This window comes from Marinomonas shanghaiensis (assembly GCF_003259175.1).
Classification (GTDB): Bacteria; Pseudomonadota; Gammaproteobacteria; order Pseudomonadales; family Marinomonadaceae; genus Marinomonas; species Marinomonas shanghaiensis.
On record NZ_QGOK01000019.1, the window covers coordinates 26,963 to 46,438 of the forward strand.

The following is a 19,476-nucleotide window of genomic DNA, read 5'->3' on the forward strand; positions in this document are numbered from 1 at the left end:
CGGATTTGCCTATTTTAGTTTTTTAGAACAATACCGTCTGCTAAGCTTTATATATAGGTATATACTCTCTTAAAACATAACGATTCTACCAAAACGATTTTAACGACTATTTAACCTAAGCTCGTTACTAAGCACTAGCATGCAAATTTATAAGATTGAAACAGAAGAAAATGGCAGAGAACTAACGATTCACGGGAATCATGATTTCCCCTGTGGTTCTTATGACGAACGCTTTTCACATTTTGTTAGTGGCGAAGTACCGTGGCATTGGCACAGTGAAATAGAAATCGTATTGGTTATAGAAGGCGCCACTAAGGTCGAATGCCTTAATTCCAGTGACATAGTGAAGACTGGAGAAATGATTTTTATCAATGCCAATACCTTACACAAGCTAACCAACCACAGTAAGGAAGACTGCCGAATACTGAATGTGGTGTTCAATCCAAAAATGCTTGGAGGTGTTGGTTATGGGCTAATTTATAAAAAACATGTGCTTCCTGTTATCAATAACAAAGAGCTGCTGTTTTATAAATTCTGTGGTGATAAAGCTTGGCACAAGACAGCGATCAATGAGCTTATTTCTGCCTTTGATGTGTGGGCTGAGCAAGGTTCTGATCGTGAGTTTTATATGAACATAGCACTAATGAAATTTTGGCACATTTTCTGTACCAATCAGCAAGATATCATCGCGAGCCAAAGCACCACAAAGGGACATGAGAGAAGAGTTCAATCCTTGCTAAATTTTATTCATAGCAATTACAAAGAACGTATTTCCATTGCCGATATTAGCCAAGCTGCAAACATCAGTGAAAGTGAGTGTTATCGTATCTTTCGCAACGCTTTGAGTTGCTCACCAAACAGTTATTTATTGGATTATAGGTTGCGCAGATCTGTTCAACTTCTAACCGAAAGTAATAAAAAAATCGCCGATATTGCTTACGAGATTGGTTTCAATTGCTCTACCTATTTCGCCAAAAAATTCAAACAAGCCTTCAATGTTACCCCTATGCAATTTCGGAAAAACTACCGTCTAACCCTAGGGAAACTATAAACAAGCCTTCTTGTCTTTATACATGGGTAAAAGCTTGCTATTCGTAAACAGCAAAGACAAGACCCAAAAGCCTGATTAAACGCTTTTGGGTCTGCCTAGGTGATCCACTCACTAGGTTTTTAGCTGTTTTTAAGAGCCCGCTTTTAAGCTTTCCAATCTCAAGCCACTTGCGCTCCGGTTAGGGAAACCTTTCCAGTAGGTATTATCTGGTTTGTCCATACCATTTTTGTCTTTACTCCATTTCCCATCATTGGAAACAGGAACAAGATCAAAGTAGCTCGACATAGCAGAATCTTGTTTTAAATACTTACCGAGCCATGCGGTAATAAAGTGCGTTGAAATATTGTTCATGCGCACATTGTCCCAAACAGGATCCAGGTAATGCATGCTTAAGTTAAAACCCAAGTCCGGAGACAGCACATTGGCTTCTTTCGGTGGTGCCATTGGCGCCCCCGCATTATGATTGGCATAATCAAACGTCAATAAAGAACGATCAACGCTGCTTGCCGACTTCCATAAAGCACGTACACCCTCTTCATAGCCGACCACATCGTCTACCGAGCCTGCAATAAACAGCATAGGAACGCGAATGCCTTTTGCTGTGTTTGAATCCATAAAGCGTCTTTTCATCCCTGCTGGGGCGAAAGTCACCGCGGTTTTAATTCGCTCATCAGCTAACGCTAAATATGCTTTGCTGCCACTCAAGTACTGGTCCAATGTGCCTTTGGGTGAAGAAAAAAAGCCTTCTCGTTGATCCAAAGCATAGTGTGTTAAACCACCACCCACGGTCACAACCGTGCCATAGCCGCCCATGGAATAACCAATGATTCCTGTATTGTTTGCATCCACTAAGTTGTACAAAAAGGAGGTTTTGTCTTTGGCTAGTTGGCTAATTTGATCCAAGACAAACAGCTGATCTTTGGTTCGATTCACCAAGCTTGAACTGATCTTAGATAACGTACTGTAAGTGGAGTCAGTATGATCAATCGCAACAACCACATACCCTTTTGAAGCAATATTTTCGGCGATGGGTGACATTAAAAACCGATTACCAGGATAGCCATGAGAAATAATCACCAAGGGGAAGGCTTGCTTGGTACTTGCTGGCTTGGCGCCTACAATGGCTTTTCCGTGTAAATCAACGAGTGTTTTGCCATCGCGCATAAAAGCGTTAAGTACATGAGAACCACTGGCGTTAGCCTCTGCCGGATACCACACCTCAACCGTTAAAGGTCGATCATAATAGGGAAACGCATCCCCCTCTTTTCTATTGACGTCGGTATTTAAAATATCAATTTGGTTTTTATGAATAAAATCCAGTTGTCTAACGCCAACCGTTTGTTCGCCATAAGCGGCAAGCTCAGGGGCATCGGCCCGTATGATATCGATCCTGTTTTCCGCCCTTAAGGTCGAAAATGGGATGCAGGTTGCTACCAATAGCGTCAAGGCGCATCGAGTCATGGGTTTATTTTTCATCATAACCATCCTTATTATCTTTATTTTTGAAGAGTAAAACGCTTACCAAGCGGTATTTTTAACATTGGCTTAATCTTTAGGTAATCGATTAACCAAACAAAGTATAAACACGATAATCCTTCCTTCTCAAGCCCTAAAACAGTCATTGCTCAATGAATCAACCGGCTTGCTTGTTGCCCTTATCAAACGCAGTTAGAATCTTTACACACCAAAGCCCTTGCTAAGGATATGTCATGCCGCCCAACCAACGTCGTAAACAAAAGCACACCACAACCAACCGAGTGTCTTTGGCTATGGTGGCGGCTCATGCCAATGTATCGACGGCAACCGCTTCTCGTATTATCAACGGCATAACCAACAAGGCGTCCGAACAAACCATTATTCAGGTTAAAAAGGCGGTGGAAGAATTAGGCTACCGGCCAGCGAGCATTGGCAGAGCCTTAAGATGTCAGGAAAGCCGTATGGTGGGGGTGTTAGCGGCAAGCTTGGCTAACCCCACCATGTCTGCCATCGCCTCCTCCATAGAGTGGGCATTAAGAGACGAAGGCTACATCATGTCCCTTTGTGACACCCATGAAGAAGCCGACATTCAAGACGAATATTTACGAGAAATGCAGTCTCAGCTCGCTCGCGCTGTGGTCATAATTGGTGCCGTACAAAGTGAGTTACTCAATGATTACCGTCATAATGGCACGACACTCCTGTTTGTTAATCGCCCAGCACCAGACCAAAAAAACAGCCATTATGTTGGGATCAACAATTACCAAGCCGGAGTCGATGTTGCCAATACCCTTTTGCAGAATGGAAAACGACACATTGGGATTATTCATGCGTCTTTAGAATTTACCGCGGCTGCCGAACGGCGTAGAGGCTTATTAGATAGGCTGTCTGAGGAAGGCATTCACCCTAACGATGTGCCTCATGCCCATAGTGAAGGGCTCAATCATCTGGAAGTTGGCTATAAAAGTATGGAGACTTTTTTGGAGATGCCCAATAGACCCGATGTCATCGTTTGTCTAAGCGATATGCTGGCCTATGGTGCCTATCGTCTTACTCAGGAAATGGGGTTAGATCCTGTCGAAGACTTCACTTTTTTTGGCTTTGATGACAACCCGCTTAACCCTTGGGTTGCTGGCTGGCTAAACTCGGTTGGCGTTCCTGCAAGCGCCTATGGCCCCGCCACAGTTGCCACCTTAAAGGCCATTTGGAATCAATCACCACCAACCGAGCCTGTTTATCTTCCACATCAATTTCGTTTGAATAAAGCGTTTTTTCTTCTGTCACTGAAAAAATAAGTTATCTCATGGCTAATCTGATCAACTTCTCACGTTATCAGGATACGCCTCAAATTTTGCTTTTACGCTAGGCAACATTAAAGCAAACCCTGTAATTTAGCGTATTGCAGCAACATAATGGTTTTTCCGTCTTTAATTTCACCAGATTCCACCATGGAACAAGCTAGCTGGAAATCTAACTCAAGCACTTCAATATTCTCCTGTTCATGCTCAAGCCCTCCCCCATCAGATACCTTCATGTTGTCAGAGTATTCAGCGACAAAGAAGTACAGAATCTCTGTCACAGAGCCTGGCGACATGTAAGCTTCAAAGATTTTCTTTACTCGCTCGACTTTAAAACCCGTTTCTTCTTCTGTCTCTCGTTTTATGCAAACTTCAGGGTTATCTTGGTCTAATAATCCAGCACAAGACTCAATCAACATGCCATCCTGATTGCCATTCACAAAAGTAGGCATTCTAAATTGTCGCGTCAGTACGACCGTCTTTTTTTCAACGTTGTAGAGCAAAATAGTCGCTCCGTTACCTCTATCATAAGCCTCTCGCTCCTGACGTTGCCACTGACCATTTTTGCCCTTTAGTTCAAAAGAGAACTTATTCAAGGTATACCAATTGTCAGATAAAAGCGTTTTTTCAATGTTGCGAATGTCTGTCATGACCGCACTGGTTCCTAAAAAAGTTTATAAAAGAGAGCAACCAAATATAACAGGATGAGAAGGCTTTATTCTATCCGTTCGGATGAGGACTTTAAAAATAGACAGAGCAACGATAACAACACTGAACTTGATCACAAACAGTCCTCGCAACCTCTAATCCATATAAAAATGTCATTTATCCTCAATCAACCCTATCGAAATAAGCCCACAAGTATTAAAATCAGCGCAAATTCCCCTACCCTTAGTTAAGGATCTCTCATGACTTTGTCGACCGGTCAGGCTACTAATGTTGTCGTTGTTAGTAACTCTTCCGATAATCCCTTTGCTATTGATGTCGCCTATGCAATGGGACAACATGAAGACATCGCTGATTTAATCAGTATGAAGCAGTTCATGAATTCCGAGTTTTGCCCTCGATTTATTTCCGATGAAGCCGATTTCGATAACATTGGGCGTAAGCTCAAGGGGAAAGCGGTTATTATCGTTAGTACTGGCAGTCATGTAAAAAGTCGTCAAGAACTGGCCATGTCTAACCTGATCATCGCCCGTGCAGCAAAAGAGAATGGTGCTGACCGCGTTATTCTGGTTGAACCAGATCTTTTTTACAGCGCACAAGATCGTGGCCCACATCAGAGCTTAGGTGAAACCAGTTTTGAGCGTGATATCCAAGACGTAAAAAAATTCGATGGCCAGCCTTTTACCGCCAAACTTTATGCACAGTTGCTAAAACTGTCCGGCGTGGACACTGTGATGACCATTCACAACCATTCTGAATCCGTGCAAAAGATGTTTACCGAGGTGTTTGAAGGCGACTTCCACAACCTTATCCCATACGAGATCTACGCCCATTACTTGTTGAATTCGAATATTCTTAACTATGGTGAAGATGGTGAAGGACTTGTTCTTTGTGCACCAGACAAAGGTGCCCGAGACTTCGTCAAAGAAATGTATAAAACATTGGGTCTGAGCAAAGCAAAATTCATCATGCTGGATAAAGACCGTACCGCTGAACGCAAAGTTGAAATCACATTACACAAAGAAAGCGAACATACTTTCGACGGCCTAGATGGCGCGAGTATTGTGCTATTCGATGACATGGTTCGTACGGGCTCTACCGTGGTGAAATCTTGCCAATTCTTACAACAAATCAATCCTGAGCGCATGGTGTTTGCGGTATCGCATTTCTATGCCAGCGATGAAGGTCGCGAGCGTATGGCGCACCCAGCCATTGGCGAAATTTTGACACTGAATACCTTACCAACGATTTTGAACCGTGATGAACAAGGTCGCTTGCGTAAGAAAATGGTGGTATTGAAAGTGGAAAAATGGCTTGCTCAAGAACTTTGCAACATTCTTGATTTGCCACAAACACATGAGCCGAACCCTTACAAAATTGATATGTCGTCTAAAAACCCTCGTTTTAAACGCAAAATCTGGTTTAGTGAAGAATTGTCTGAGCTAAAAAGCTAATACTGCTAGTCACTTAGATTTCCCATAAAAATGCCGCGATCACGCGGCATTTTTGTTTCTGTTCGATGTAACTTCTTTGCTAAGCACGAAAAGCCAATAAAAGGATGTCTTTGATTTTACGATCGATTTCTACTTGAGCAGTCTCAAAATCCGCTCGTTCTACCTTGTACAAGAACGGCTGAACACCACGTAATTTCTTAATGGCTTGTGGATCTTCCGCTAACAAAACCGCCACATAAGAAAAGGCATCGTAGTAGGGAAACGCTTGTTCACGCAATGCGTTCAAGTAGGAGTCAACCGACGCCTCGCCAAACACTTGTTTTATCGCCGTCACTGCGCCAAAAACAGCAACGCCTTCACATAAGGCTGTTGTTTTCACTCCTTCAAAACCCACTGGATACTGGCCGCGAACCATCTCTTGAATGACATCGGCTAACAACATGACGTCATTACTAAAGACTCTTGCTGGCATGTGAATTTTATAGCAATAAGGTTCACCGGCGTGCTCAAAGACCGCACTTGGTTTGGCAATATCATCCCAAACCTCAAAGCCATCAAATTTGGCTTCCTCAACGGCTTCACCAAAAAGAAACTCGACTGCAGGCAACCAAGCCGCTCGCAATTTCTCTAATTTATTTACTTCTGTTGAGTAAGTGTCTGCCACAACCTCATCCTTATTTATTCTGAAAGAAATAGAGCGTCAGACTCATGGTCAACACACTCTTTTAGATAGAAGAAACCTTACCATACTGAAGAGAATCAAGCAGGAAAAATTCGATGATAAATAGCTAGATTCAGTGAATAACAATGGAATTTAGATCAATGAAACCGAGGAAAACAACGAACAACCTCACCTGAGCTGACTGTCCTTACTGCCCGCTCGATTATACCAAGAAGTCCGTCCTTTCTTCTCTTGCTCAGACTGGCATTGAATGCACAAACGCACACCTGAAATGGCTTTGCGACGAGGCTCAGGAATGACGGCATCGCACTCTTCACAATGGGTCAGACTCTCGCCTTTTGGCAGGCTGTTCTTGGCGCGCTCAACTTCAGAATCGACTGTCGCCTCTATTTGATCTTGTACCGCGCCATCTTGCGCCCAACCGCTTGCCATAATCGTTTGGCCTCACACTCTATAAATAACCAATTTACCGTTTAGCAATCTCTTACAATTGCTTTATTATTGGCCGCTGTAAAAGACACGCCAAATAATTTTTATTTATTTAACAGCCTACTTATTAAAAAGGAGGCGGCATTAAACCGAGAATAGGTCAAAGTCTCATGAACAAGTCTCTCATTTCAGCCACTCTTTGTGCGCTTAGTGCCACAAAAATATATGCCGGTGGCATGGATCTATCAAGACAATCCATAGCGCCCCTATTCGAGCAGGGAACTTATCTTGAGTTAAGTGTCTATTCCTTAGAGCCAAAAGTATCAGGAAAACTAACGGACTCAATCCAATCAGGAAATGTGGCGAATAGACACTATTTTTTCGGTGGAGCCTATAAACAAGACGTGTCCAACTCAACATCAATGGCCATTATTATAGATCAACCTTTCGGTGCAGATATTCACTACCCTTCCAGTACGACTTATCCTCTTTCTGGAACCCGTGCTTCTGTCGATACCCTAGCCATCAGCGGAATCATTCGCTATAAAATAAAGACACCTTTTTCAGTCTATGGCGGACTAAGAAATGTCACATCCCGTGGTGACGTTACCGTCCATCAGAGATCGAACAATCTACTCTACACAATGACAACAGATACTCAAAACGATTGGGGTTATCTGTTGGGCGCTGCCTACGACATTCCAGAAATCGCTTTTCGCGCCTCGTTAACCTATCACTCAGCGATAAAAGTAGATTTTGAGAGCAAAGAAAACCTTGTCAGCTCCTCTTTTGCAAAAGAGACTTCGTTTAACGTCGATATGCCCAAATCAGTAAATTTTGACTTTCAAACTGGTATTACGCAATCCACATTACTTATGTTTTCTGCACGTTGGGTGGAATGGAAAAATACAAAAATCACCCCCGAACTTTTCACCCAGTTTGTTAATGCCGGAAATAACCTTGTTGGTTTTAGAGAAAACACCATCACCTACTCTCTCGGGCTTGGCCAGACACTAACAGACACGCTTACAGGGTTACTCTCCATCTCGTATGAAAAACCATCAGAAAACCTAGTTAGCAACCTATCACCGACCGATGGCTTTACGTCATTAACTGCTGGACTTAAATATCAAGCAACACAAAACACAGCCATTACGACAGGCGTATCTTACACATGGATCGGCGAAGCTAAAGCCAATCTAGCGGGAAATGAAGTAACATTCGAAGACAATCACAGTGTGAATTTTGGGATAAAGCTATCTCATCATTTTTAATATTGGCATAAAAAATAGTAAAAGACCTAATTCCACCTGATCAATGTGACAAATAAGGCCTTTTATCATACAAGGCAAGGTCGCTGTAAGTTGACTTGTGTACGCTTTTTCACTCTCTTTATCGATTACTCAACAATATTCCGCCGCCCATAGCGATAAACAACCCGCCCGTAATTTTGGTGATTTTGGCTTCCATGTTTTTCAGTGAGAAACGTTTTCCTAGATGCGATATACCAAAGGCGTAACCGATATGCACGCTGGTCACGATAGCGCAGATGGTAATAAACATAACAGAGAATTGTTGGTACGCTGGCGACTCTAGCGTTAAAAACTGCGGTAAGAAAGCCGACAAAAATATCAGTGTTTTTGGATTACTGGCAGACACCAAGAAAGCTTCACTAAAGAGCGCAAGTCCCGTTTTAGTCGCCCCAGTGACGGCTATATTATCTACAGCATCAAACGTTGATTTCTTTTTCGATCTCAAGGCTTTAATACCAAGGTAAATCAAGTAGGTTCCGCCCATTATTTTCATCGCCAAAAACCAGACAGGTAATGTTTGTAACAGTGCCCCAACCCCTAAAGCTACCAAACACACGATCAAAAATTGACAAGTCAAATTCCCGAAAATCGTAATAAAGGCCGATTTCCAACCAAATTGAATGCTGTTTTTAAGCACAAGCAATACATTCGGCCCAGGCGACAGAGTGGTCACCAAGTAAGCCAAGAAAAATAAAGTCCACAGATGAAAGGTCATAGTTTCTCCTTAACGGTATAGCGCCATTAGTGTCTGATTGGTAATGGTGTTTGTATCATCCATACAGACCAAAACCTCAGTAAAGACTAATTTATCACCTTATTTCGCCAAAAGCTGAATATTTCGTCATCGATTGGCAATATCATTCAATTTACCCTCTCTATAGGTGTGTTAGAATCCTCGCTTCCAGCCGCAAGAGCGGTGGTGTAGAGAAGACCATCCTGTAAGGTCTTAATATTCATGAATATTTTGGAGAAACAACCATGCGTTTATCGCTTAAAATGGGATTGGCCGCACTTATTGCCGCAATACCAGCTCTTGCATCAGCTCACCCAGGACATGAACATACAACAAGCTTTATGACAGGCTTTATGCACCCTATGGGTGGCTTGGATCATTTATTGGCTATGTTAGCCATTGGTCTTTGGGCGGCTAGCCTTGGCGGTCGCGCGTTGTGGGCTGTGCCGGCAGCGTTTGTTGGCACTATGTTAATTGGTGGCGGATTAGCGGTTGCTGGTGTACAGGTTCCTTTCATCGAGCAAGGCATTGTCTTGTCTGTTATTCTGATGGGAGCATTATTAGTAGGAGCGGCACGTTTCCCTATTATCGTTTGCGCTGGTATTGCTGGTTTATTCGCCCTTTTCCACGGCGCCGCTCACGGATTAGAAATGCCATTAAACGCTAACGGCGCAGAATACGCTTTGGGCTTTGCTGCCGCAACCGCCTTGTTGCACGTTGCGGGTATCGGCTTTGGTATGGCCGTGGCTCGTTTTCAAGCGCCAATCGTCACTCGTGTTATGGGAAGTGTGATTGCTATCGTAGGTATGTACCTAGCTATCGCCTAAGAAACATCAAGACCGCACTGCCTTCCCAAAAAGCAGTGCGGCTGTTTATTTACCACTTCACCGACTTTAACTGTGTCAATGTGTTGCTGACAATGGGCCTAAAATACTAGCCACCTCGACTTTAGACATTTAATCACTGTACACAGAATCATCTATTTACAAAATTATCAGATACCCAGACAGAATTTATGTGTATGATTTTGCGTGTTTGTTCATTATGAAATAAAGGATCATTCGTTGAGTAAAGCCGAGTTTAAACAACCCTCAGCCCTATTGTTTTCATTGATTACTTTTTTCGCCATTACTTTCTTTGGCGTCTATTGGACACAATCGGCTACCGACTCGATCATTAGTCAACAGCAATCTATTTTAAGCGATCTATCACGAACACAAGCCTCCTCTCTAGAGCGCCACCTGTCAGCCGCTTTTACTTCGGCGCAAATATTAGCGTACGAAGTAGAATTAAATAACGGTAACACTGACTGGTTTAATGACTACGCTGATAAGTTAATTCAGTCTATTGGAGGGATCGAAAACCTTCAATTGGCACCTGACGGTGTTATTCAAAAGATTTATCCTATCAAAGGAAATGAAGCCGCAATCGGCCTAAACATCGTCTCCAGCCCCAGATTTATAGATGAAGCAATATTAGCCATAAAAAACCGTAAACTGTTCGCGATAGGCCCAGTTCCTCTCGTTCAGGGTGGTATAGCCGTTATCAGCCGATCTCCTATTTTTTTAAATAAAGGCACTCAATATGAGGTCTTCTGGGGACTGGCATCGGCAGTTATTTATTTGGATAACTTACTTAAAAATACTCAACTAAAACAATTGGAAGCAGAAGGCTATCAGTACACACTGGTAAGACCTCATGCCGACCAAAAACAACAAATCCTACTTTTTTCTTCGGTCGCACCATTGATGAAAATTCAAGCGTCAACGGATTTGATTCTCCCCGTAGGTTCATGGACACTAACGATCAGCCGCGATTTAGACCTGCAGCTGGAAAAAAGAAAAACATTTGGCTATATACTTTCTTTGGTCGTAGCACTGCTACTGTCGATGTCACTTTATGGTATTTTGTTACAACCTCTTAGACTTAGAACCTTGGTCAAAGAAAAGACCGCCGAATTACAACAACTTGCTTACAATGACCCATTAACAGGCTTGCCTAATCGTCGTTACTTACAAGACAGCTTACCCAACACCTTATTTAACAATCAAAAACGTAAGCGCATTTCAGCGTTTATTTATTTTGACCTTGATAACTTTAAACGCATCAATGATACGATCGGCCATGACATAGGTGATCAAGTATTAATTATTGTGGCTGATCGTCTCAATAAATTAAGAGGGATATCTGACTTAGTTGTGCGTTTGGGTGGTGATGAGTTTGGTATACTACTCAGCGACATCATGAATCAAGCAGAAGCAGAAGAATTTGCCAACAAAATACTCAACAGTATTCGAACTCCAGTTAACATTGACGACAAAGAATATTTTTTAAGTACTTCATTGGGTATCGCTATGATTCCCGAGCATGGTGATGATCTGGTTACCATTATGCAAAATGCCGACATGGCTTTGTATCAAGCGAAGTTGTTGGGGAAAAACCAACATTCTTTTTACAATGAAAACATGAAGATCCGCACGCATAATCTCATCAAAGCAGAAGAAGATTTATCATTAGCATTGCAAAGAAATGAATTTGAGCTCTACTTTCAACCGCAATTCAACCTTCATACTGACCAGGTGTTTGGCGCTGAAGCACTCATTCGCTGGAACCACCCTGAAAAAGGTCTGGTGTTTCCGAATGACTTTATACCGCTCGCAGAAAGTACGGGGAAAATTGTAGAGTTAGGCTATTGGATTCTAGAGGCTGGTATTGCGTATTTAGCGAAGCGTAAATTAGAAGGCCGACCTGATATTTTATTGCATATCAATCTGGCCTCATCGCAGCTGTCTGATCCCAGCTTTATTGTTTTGGTCAAAGAATTGCTGCTTAAATACCAAGTTCCCGCGCATTTAATCGGCTTTGAGATCACCGAAACCTCGATTCTTGAAGATGTTCATCTTGCAAGAGCATTATTGCAAACCTTTAAAGACATGGGAATTTGCATTGCCATTGATGATTTTGGTACAGGATATTCATCACTTTCGCAGTTAAAAAATCTTCCAGTCAATTTATTGAAAATCGATCGTAGCTTTGTAATGGATCTAGAAAATGATCCGGATGATCGTAAAATCATTGAAGCCATTATTGCCATGGCGCACAAACTGAATATCAGAGTATTAGCAGAAGGTATAGAAACCAGAGAGCAATGGAAAATGCTGGCCGAATTCCAATGTGATTTTGGCCAAGGTTACTATGTAAGCAAAGCAGTGACTGCCGATGAGTTCAATCAGGGCTTACCGATCACACACAAAGAGTAGTGTGTTGTATTATTCTTTATGAAAGCTTGATCCATTAAAAGCCGAGCTATTATTCATGATTCACAAATCGCGCTTTTTATAAAAAAGCCTCAAGCATCTCTAACAATGCTTGAGGCTTAGAATCACGCCAACCGATACTATTGCCGTATTAGGACGCTAAACAAATAGCACGACCATGGTTGTGTACTTCAACCAACTCTTTATGTAAGCTGCAGATCGCTTTTTCGTAGTCTTCTTCATCGACAACAAACTGCATGTCTACCTGACGCATAGATTGGTGCATGGCCAATACGTTCACATCTTGTTCAGCAATGGCTTTTACCGCCTTCGCCAACATACCTGTGGTTTTCATATCGCTGCCAATAGCAGAAACAATCGCCACTTTACGTTGCGTTATCTCAGCATCCGCAAAGCGTTCATGCAATACTCGCATGACTCGCTTCAAGGTCTTCAAATTAATCGCCAAGTAATGGGTAATGGTGTTGGCGTTAATGTCTTTGGCAATGATATGAGCATGGAACTGTCTTAATACTTTAAGAATATCGACATCAAATTTATCGATATCACCCGCCATATCTTGATCGAATAATTCTACGGCAAACACACCACGGCAACCCGCAATAATTTCAACACATGGCGCATCACTGACGTAATCGCCTGTAATCAGCGTACCCGTATGCTCTGGCTCAAAGGTGTTTTTTACGCGTAGCGCAATACCACTTTGACGCAAACCTTTTGCTGCTTTTGGATGAATGGCTTCCATACCAAGGTTAGCAAGTTGATCTGCTACATCGTAATTAGTACGCCCAATTGGCACAGCTTTGCTTTCCCCTACTAATCGAGGATCGGCACTGCTCAGATGGAACTCTTTATGAATGACCGCTTCATGAGCCTTTGTCAAAACGGCAATACGACTAAAGGTCATTTCACTGTAACCACGGTCAAACGTTGACATTAGACCAGTTTCACTGTGCGCATACCCTGTCGCGATAGGAAGCTCTTTAGTCAAATCAATGTCTTTGAAAGCATCTAAGATACGTTCATCAAGAGACATGTGACTCGGGCTGTTCCAGCCTGTCAAATCAACAAACACCGCATTAACGCCATCACGTTGCAACAAATGCGCCGTATTCCAAGCACTGTGCGCTTCGCCAAGACTGGCAAGCATCTCACGAACGGTTGCAAGGTGCTCACTGATCGAAAAATGCCCATGTTGGCAAAGACGATGTAAGTCTTCTAAACATTCTTGAGCTTCTTTCAAGCGGCTATTTAAAAAAGCATCTGCTTTGTGACGCAGTTCACCCGCTTCGAACAAACTGTGATTAATTGCCAACATCGCATTGCGTACGTCTTGCAAAGCCGGAAACCAATTATTTTGCTTACGTTCTTGCGCAAACAAAGCAAACACGCCAGCATCACCCGTTTTCTTATGTTCTAGCAACTTATCCGTCATACCGGCATAAGCAGAAACAACGAAAATTCGCTGGTACATGTTGTTCGCTAAAGTGGGTTTGAAGATTATATTATCTCTCACAGAACGGTAGTCACTCATGGACGTACCGCCAATTTTTTCAACTGTATGTTGTCCCATCATTTTTCCAATTTTTAAGGGGCTAAAAGCCAGCTTATACCGATATTTAAAACTGCCGCTATAGTGTCATAAGGTTGCGGAAAATTTAAGCATTAATCGCTATTTTTGAGGGCTTTAATTGACTTCCTAGCCGCGATGTATTCAGGCCTTGGCGCCGTGCTGCCAAATGGCTGACCGACACGATTCGACAAAGCATTGTAGACAAAAAATAAATTCGACCTAGGCGTTGAAGTAATGTTGCTATTCGAACCATGCAACACATTACAATCAAACAAAATAATTCTACCAGGCTGACCAACGGCTGCTTCAATACCGTTTTGTTCAATCAATGATTGCAACGAAGCCTCATCTGGCACACCAAAATCTTGTTTTTTAAGAGAAGAAAGATAGTTATTCTCTGGAGTTTCACCGACACAAGATATAAAAGTCTGATGAGAGCCAGGAATCAGCAATAAAGGCCCGTTATAATGATCATTTGGGGTCAACGTAATGGACATACTTAACGCCCTCATGCGAGGCATCCCATCTTCCACATGCCAGGTTTCAAAATCTGAATGCCAATAAAACTCTTTGCCACGAAAACCTGGTTTGTAATTTAAGCGCGTCTGATGGAGATAGACTTTATCGCCCAACAGATACTCAGCGATTCGAACTATTCGTGGATCTTGTGCGACTTTCTGAAAAAAATCACTCAGTTTGTGCACATCAAAGACTGAACGAACATCCCCGCTGTTGGCTTCGGTTATGCTTTCTTCTCTTTGCTTGATCTCATCACTGTCTCGTAAGCGCTGCATATGGCGTTGCATATCAGCGATTTCATGATCCTCAAAAAGATCATCTAAAAACAAGAAGCCTTTTTTTTCATATCGATCTAAAAGCGCGGCATCGAGCGGCGCTTTTTGTCGACCATCAGAGTAAATTACAGGGTCTATACGATTAAAATGCCTTGGCAAAGAATACTGTCTAGAAGGATAAACGTCTCTCACCTCCTCTTCTTGTGCCTTATTCCTCACCCTCTCTTCGCTATCATTTTTTTTACTCATGAGCTCTTGCTCAGCAAGATCTGTATCATAAAAAATATCATGTGCTAAAGCTGATGCCGACGACGACATTATCGTACCTCCTACTTTACTCCTTCATTAATGAACAACTTGACCTAGAATCAAATTAATCCAGTAGCTCGTAAGCACCTTCTGAATTGTGTACTTCTTTACCTGTGATAGGTGGATTAAATACACAAGCTAATTTCAACTCTTTGAACGCACGCAAAGTGTGTGCATCGTGTTTATCCAGCACATACACCACACCAGGTTTAATAAGATGCTTCTGACCTGTTTCGCGGCTTTCTACTTCACCTTCACCCGAAATGCAGTACACAGATTCAAGGTGATTTTGATAATGCATGTCAAAATCTTTACCTTCATAAATAGTGGTTATGTGAAAAGAAAAGCCCATATTATCTTCTTTCAATAAAAGACGTGTGCTTTCCCAATTTCCATCTGGAGACACAACGCGGCGTTCGGTTTTTTCACATTCGGCTAAATCACGTGCAAACATTCTTTTCTCCTTATGATCCGAAGATCGCTTAATTGTCGGTAAAGCGTTACCGAAAGAAACTTGAGGTTTTTAACTTACTATTTACGTCACTCAAGTGTTTGACAAAATCCGCCCTTAGAAGACAGGGGCGGATTTTATAACGAAGGAACTAGACCGCGATGTCGTAGTTCTCATCAAAATAACTTTTTGCTTCAGGCATATCGTCTTCTTTCGCACACACATCGCGGATAGCACGTTCTAAGATATCGATACCTTGTTTTAAATCTTCGTCACTGATAATAAGTGGGCAAAGGAATTTCACCACTTGATCATCGGCACCCGATGTCTCGATCATCAAGCCATTCTGGAAACATTTTTTAGTAATTTTTCCAGCAAGCTCACCACTTACACAGTTGATGCCTCGCATCATGCCTCGCCCTTGAAGCGTGAAGTTCCCTTCACCAAATTCATTAACAATTTCTTGTGTACGCTTATGGATGTACTCACCTTTGCGCTTAATTTCTTTTTCAAACGCATCATCTTTCCAATACGTTTCAATCGCTGCTTTTGCCGTAACAAACGCAAGATTATTTCCACGGAAAGTACCGTTATGCTCACCAGGCTTCCACTCATCCAATTCTGGACGCATTAGAACCACAGCAAATGGCAAGCCGTAACCACTTAATGACTTAGACATGGTAACGATATCAGGCTTAATACCCGCGTCTTCAAAGCTAAAGAAAGTGCCTGTACGACCACACCCTGCTTGAATATCATCAACGATTAGCAGGACGCCATGTTTTTTACAGACCGCTTCAAGGTTTTGTAACCACCCAAAACTCGCAGCATTAATGCCACCCTCACCTTGAACTGTCTCAACGATGACAGCTGCGGGCGTATCAACACCACTACTTGAATCTGACAAAACCTTATCTAAATATTCAGTGGTTTCAATGCCATCACCCAAATAGCCATCAAAAGGTACAGTAGAAACACCCGCACCCAAACTTGTACCAGCTGCACCACGGTGATGGGAATTACCCGTAACCGATAACGCCCCCAAACTGCAACCATGAAAACCATTGGTAAAACTAATAACATTTTCACGACCAGTCACATTTCTAGCCAATTTCAATGCGGCTTCAACTGCGTTAGTGCCCGTTGGCCCAGTGAACTGAACCATATATTCCAGACCACGAGGCTCAAGAATGTGCTTTTTAAAAACTTCAAGGAATTCACCTTTAGCCTTTGTGTGCATATCTAGACCGTGAGTAATGCCATCTTCAAGGATATATTCCACCAACTTTTCTTTAAAAATTGGATTGTTATGACCGTAATTCAAAGTACCGGCCCCCGCTAGGAAGTCTAGGTACTTGTTACCCTCTTGATCAAACAAGTAGGCGCCTTGAGCACGATGAAAAACACGTGGAAAAGAGCGGGCATAAGATTGTACTTCTGATTCGATTTCGTCAAAAATTTTCATATTTTCATCATCCTTTAAATTAATAAAACGTATATTGAGTGTGTAAGTTGAAAGCAAACACTGAGAACGAAAGTTCAACTTTGCGCCCCATCGCGTTTCTACTTCACTTTTTAATAAATTGATCGAGCCTATACAGTCGCTGAAAACGGCCCAATTCTGACTAGATGCTCGGTGTCATGCTTGCCTTTGAAATGATCTTGTTTATCAAACATAACAGACTCCTCTAGAGAGGCTTGTAGTTGATCCGCAAGCCTTCTGAATAAAGCCCAAGACCCTTCATTCGATGCCGTGATGCTGGTTTCAATGTAATGCACCTCTGAGCACGCTGAACGCTCAAGCAGTGATAAAAGCATTTTTTTCGCTAGACCTTGACCACGCGCTTTTTCGCTGACAGCGACTTGCCAGATAAACAAGGTATCCAGTTGATTGGGAATAATATAACCAGAGACAAAACCCAGCATTTCACCACCTTCCACACTCGCAACAACGGAGGTTTCATTGAAGTGGCTGGCTTGTAACAAATTACAATACACCGAATTTGTATCCAGTGGCGGGCAGGCTGCCACGAGCTGGTTCACAGCCATACCATCTATCGCACTGGGTTTAGTAAACACAATTCTTTCTGATTTCATAATAGTATCCATTAGAAAACAAAGTATTTTAACCAGTTAAATCGATAAGCCTGACGGTTAACAAAAAACGTAACTGCCTATTAAAAGGGCTATAACGTCAATCAACTGATGTTTAAAAGCAATTTAATTTGATGTCTAATCATTCTACATGAAATCAAATTCATGTCCAGACATTTATTTAGAGAACTAACCATTACATGCGTAAGTTTATTGTCATATTTACCATCAGAAAAGAAAAGGGCCAGTAAAATGATAGAAAACGCCACAAAAAAACATTTTTAGTTGCATATCTCCATCGAAATTCGGAAAATCCCGCCCCTACTCAGAGTTTTGCTTACCAGCAACTTTCTTATGCTGGCAAAATGGGAAGCATAGGTATGGATAAAAAACCAACTCTGATCGCTGTTTATATATTTTGCTTTCAACCATTTAGAGATAATTATGACAAATAAAACATCAATCCAAGGCTCGTGGGCGAGCCGATGGATCTTTATTTTGGCAGCAACAGGTTCTGCTGTCGGCTTAGGCAACATCTGGAAATTTCCTTACATTACAGGTGAGAATGGCGGTGGGGCATTCGTTCTTGTGTATTTAGCTTGTATTTTACTTGTAGGCATCCCAATCATGATGGCTGAAGTATTTATTGGGCGACGTGCGCGTAAAAACCCTATCAATGCGTTAAGCGATGTAGCAGAAGAATCTGACAGCTCTAAAAAATGGGGCCTAATCGGCGTCATGGGCATGCTGTCCGGTGTTTTGATTTTTTCTTTCTACTCCGTGGTTGGCGGCTGGGTTCTTCATTACATTAAAGCCATGCTAACAGGTGAAATGAATGGTATTTCCTCTGACAATGCGGGTGCGGCTTTCGGAGCACTGCTTGCTGATCCTGCTACACTTTTAGGCTGGCATACCTTATTTAGCATCATGACAGTGGTGGTGGTGGCTGCTGGCATTAATAAGGGTATCGAAACCGCGACTCGTATTATGATGCCTGCTTTATTTGTCCTACTCATCATCTTGCTTGGCTATGCCATGACCACAGACAGCTTTGCGCAAGGCTGGAATTTCATGTTCGAGTTTGACTTCAGCAAGTTAACTTGGAATGCCGCTCTGATTGCTCTAGGCCATTCATTTTTTACTTTATCGCTTGGTATGGGCACCATCATGGCTTACGGCTCTTACATGACCAAAGATGCGTCTATCGGTAAGACTGTATTAACTATTGGTGCATTGGACACCCTTGTCGCCTTGGTTGCTGGTCTTGCTATTTTCCCAATCATTTTCTCTAACGGGATGGATCCTGCCGCAGGCCCAGGCTTGATGTTTATCTCGTTGCCAGTTGCTTTTGGACAAATGCCATTTGGTCAATTGTTTGGTGTCTTGTTCTTTGTACTTGTTGGTGTAGCCGCTTGGACATCTGCTATTTCGCTGCTAGAACCAACAGTTGCCTTTTTGGTTGAACGTTTCAAACTGAAGCGCGTTACTGCCGCTATAGGCTTAGGCATCGTCGTATGGGGGTTAGGTATTGCGTGCCTAGGCTCATTCAGCTTCATGTCTGACGTTACCTTCTTCGGCAAAAACACGTTCGATTTCTTAGATTACATTACGGCAAACATCATGTTACCACTGGGTGGTATCTTGATTGCTCTATTTGCTGGTTGGATCGTTAAAGATAAATTTGCAAAAGACGAATTAGCAATTTCAGATACCGTCTACAAATTATGGAATTTCTCTATGAAATTCACCGCCCCTATCGCGGTTGCTGTCGTTCTGTACTTCTTAATCAACCCCATGAAGTAATTTATGGAACACGCCCTCCTCAGAATAACAATCTGAGGAGGGCGTTTTCATAACCACAATAGAGAATGACAT

General features: G+C 42.3%; 17 protein-coding genes. 7 read left to right on the forward strand and 10 right to left on the reverse strand.

The genetic code is table 11. The annotated features are described in order from the left end of the window. The first annotated feature begins 139 nt into the window (after nt 1-139). A complete protein-coding gene (locus DKT73_RS15150; RefSeq protein WP_111639397.1) occupies nt 140-1,051 on the forward strand; it encodes an AraC family transcriptional regulator in 912 nt (303 codons plus the stop codon). A gap of 129 nt (nt 1,052-1,180) precedes the next feature. On the opposite strand, the gene DKT73_RS15155 is transcribed toward DKT73_RS15150, so the two are convergent. Further along, the gene (locus tag DKT73_RS15155) at nt 1,181-2,530 is read right to left on the reverse strand and encodes an alpha/beta hydrolase family protein (RefSeq protein ID WP_198666638.1); all 1,350 of its coding nucleotides are present in this window, start codon (nt 2,528-2,530) and stop codon (nt 1,181-1,183) included. 230 nt (nt 2,531-2,760) lie between these two features. Between DKT73_RS15155 and DKT73_RS15160 the strand changes: the two genes are divergently transcribed. After that, on the forward strand, nt 2,761-3,822 hold the full coding sequence (locus tag DKT73_RS15160) for a LacI family DNA-binding transcriptional regulator (RefSeq protein ID WP_111639398.1): 1,062 nt from the start codon (nt 2,761-2,763) through the stop codon (nt 3,820-3,822). A gap of 77 nt (nt 3,823-3,899) precedes the next feature. Here the strand turns inward: DKT73_RS15160 and nudK are convergent, their stop codons facing one another. Then, a complete protein-coding gene (gene nudK, locus DKT73_RS15165) occupies nt 3,900-4,475 on the reverse strand; it encodes a GDP-mannose pyrophosphatase NudK (RefSeq protein WP_111639399.1) in 576 nt (191 codons plus the stop codon). Nucleotides 4,476-4,733: 258 nt separating this feature from the next. Between nudK and DKT73_RS15170 the strand changes: the two genes are divergently transcribed. After that, nucleotides 4,734-5,945: a phosphoribosyltransferase family protein gene (locus tag DKT73_RS15170; protein WP_111639400.1), complete on the forward strand. Its 1,212-nt coding sequence runs from the start codon at nt 4,734-4,736 to the stop codon at nt 5,943-5,945. A gap of 79 nt (nt 5,946-6,024) precedes the next feature. Here the strand turns inward: DKT73_RS15170 and DKT73_RS15175 are convergent, their stop codons facing one another. Together DKT73_RS15175 and DKT73_RS15180 are read right to left on the reverse strand one after the other, a co-directional pair. Then, nucleotides 6,025-6,609: a hypothetical protein gene (locus DKT73_RS15175; protein WP_111639401.1), complete on the reverse strand. Its 585-nt coding sequence runs from the start codon at nt 6,607-6,609 to the stop codon at nt 6,025-6,027. A gap of 186 nt (nt 6,610-6,795) precedes the next feature. Continuing rightward, on the reverse strand, nt 6,796-7,059 hold the full coding sequence (locus DKT73_RS15180) for a DksA/TraR family C4-type zinc finger protein (protein ID WP_111639402.1): 264 nt from the start codon (nt 7,057-7,059) through the stop codon (nt 6,796-6,798). Nucleotides 7,060-7,226: 167 nt separating this feature from the next. Between DKT73_RS15180 and DKT73_RS15185 the strand changes: the two genes are divergently transcribed. Then, the gene (locus tag DKT73_RS15185) at nt 7,227-8,330 is read left to right on the forward strand and encodes an outer membrane protein transport protein (protein WP_111639403.1); all 1,104 of its coding nucleotides are present in this window, start codon (nt 7,227-7,229) and stop codon (nt 8,328-8,330) included. A 118-nt stretch (nt 8,331-8,448) separates the two neighbouring features. Here DKT73_RS15185 and DKT73_RS15190 read toward each other — a convergent pair whose 3' ends face one another. Beyond that, a complete protein-coding gene (locus DKT73_RS15190; RefSeq protein WP_111639404.1) occupies nt 8,449-9,084 on the reverse strand; it encodes a LysE family translocator in 636 nt (211 codons plus the stop codon). Between the two features lie 263 nt (nt 9,085-9,347). On the opposite strand from DKT73_RS15190, the gene DKT73_RS15195 reads away from it, so the two are divergent. Both DKT73_RS15195 and DKT73_RS15200 read left to right on the forward strand, forming a co-directional pair. Continuing rightward, complete coding sequence (locus DKT73_RS15195) at nt 9,348-9,929, forward strand: HupE/UreJ family protein (RefSeq protein WP_111639405.1); 582 nt, start codon at nt 9,348-9,350, stop codon at nt 9,927-9,929. A 237-nt stretch (nt 9,930-10,166) separates the two neighbouring features. Then, complete coding sequence (locus DKT73_RS15200; RefSeq protein ID WP_111639406.1) at nt 10,167-12,362, forward strand: bifunctional diguanylate cyclase/phosphodiesterase; 2,196 nt, start codon at nt 10,167-10,169, stop codon at nt 12,360-12,362. Nucleotides 12,363-12,510: 148 nt separating this feature from the next. Here DKT73_RS15200 and DKT73_RS15205 read toward each other — a convergent pair whose 3' ends face one another. From DKT73_RS15205 to ectA, 5 genes are all read right to left on the reverse strand, one after another. After that, nucleotides 12,511-13,953 (reverse strand): aspartate kinase, encoded by a 1,443-nt coding sequence (locus DKT73_RS15205; protein WP_111639407.1) that lies wholly within the window; start codon nt 13,951-13,953, stop codon nt 12,511-12,513. A gap of 92 nt (nt 13,954-14,045) precedes the next feature. Then, nucleotides 14,046-15,065 carry an ectoine hydroxylase gene (gene thpD, locus DKT73_RS15210; RefSeq protein ID WP_269814507.1) on the reverse strand — a complete coding sequence of 340 codons (1,020 nt, stop codon included), beginning with the start codon at nt 15,063-15,065 and terminating at the stop codon, nt 14,046-14,048. Between the two features lie 55 nt (nt 15,066-15,120). Further along, nucleotides 15,121-15,510: an ectoine synthase gene (locus tag DKT73_RS15215; RefSeq protein ID WP_111639408.1), complete on the reverse strand. Its 390-nt coding sequence runs from the start codon at nt 15,508-15,510 to the stop codon at nt 15,121-15,123. A gap of 148 nt (nt 15,511-15,658) precedes the next feature. Beyond that, nucleotides 15,659-16,972 carry a diaminobutyrate--2-oxoglutarate transaminase gene (gene ectB / locus DKT73_RS15220; protein ID WP_111639409.1) on the reverse strand — a complete coding sequence of 438 codons (1,314 nt, stop codon included), beginning with the start codon at nt 16,970-16,972 and terminating at the stop codon, nt 15,659-15,661. Between the two features lie 128 nt (nt 16,973-17,100). Continuing rightward, nucleotides 17,101-17,604, reverse strand: coding sequence for a diaminobutyrate acetyltransferase (gene ectA, locus DKT73_RS15225; protein ID WP_232827896.1), 504 nt, complete (start codon nt 17,602-17,604; stop codon nt 17,101-17,103). A gap of 441 nt (nt 17,605-18,045) precedes the next feature. On the opposite strand from ectA, the gene DKT73_RS15230 reads away from it, so the two are divergent. Next, nucleotides 18,046-19,404, forward strand: coding sequence for a sodium-dependent transporter (locus DKT73_RS15230; protein ID WP_111639411.1), 1,359 nt, complete (start codon nt 18,046-18,048; stop codon nt 19,402-19,404). Nucleotides 19,405-19,476 lie beyond the last annotated feature (72 nt).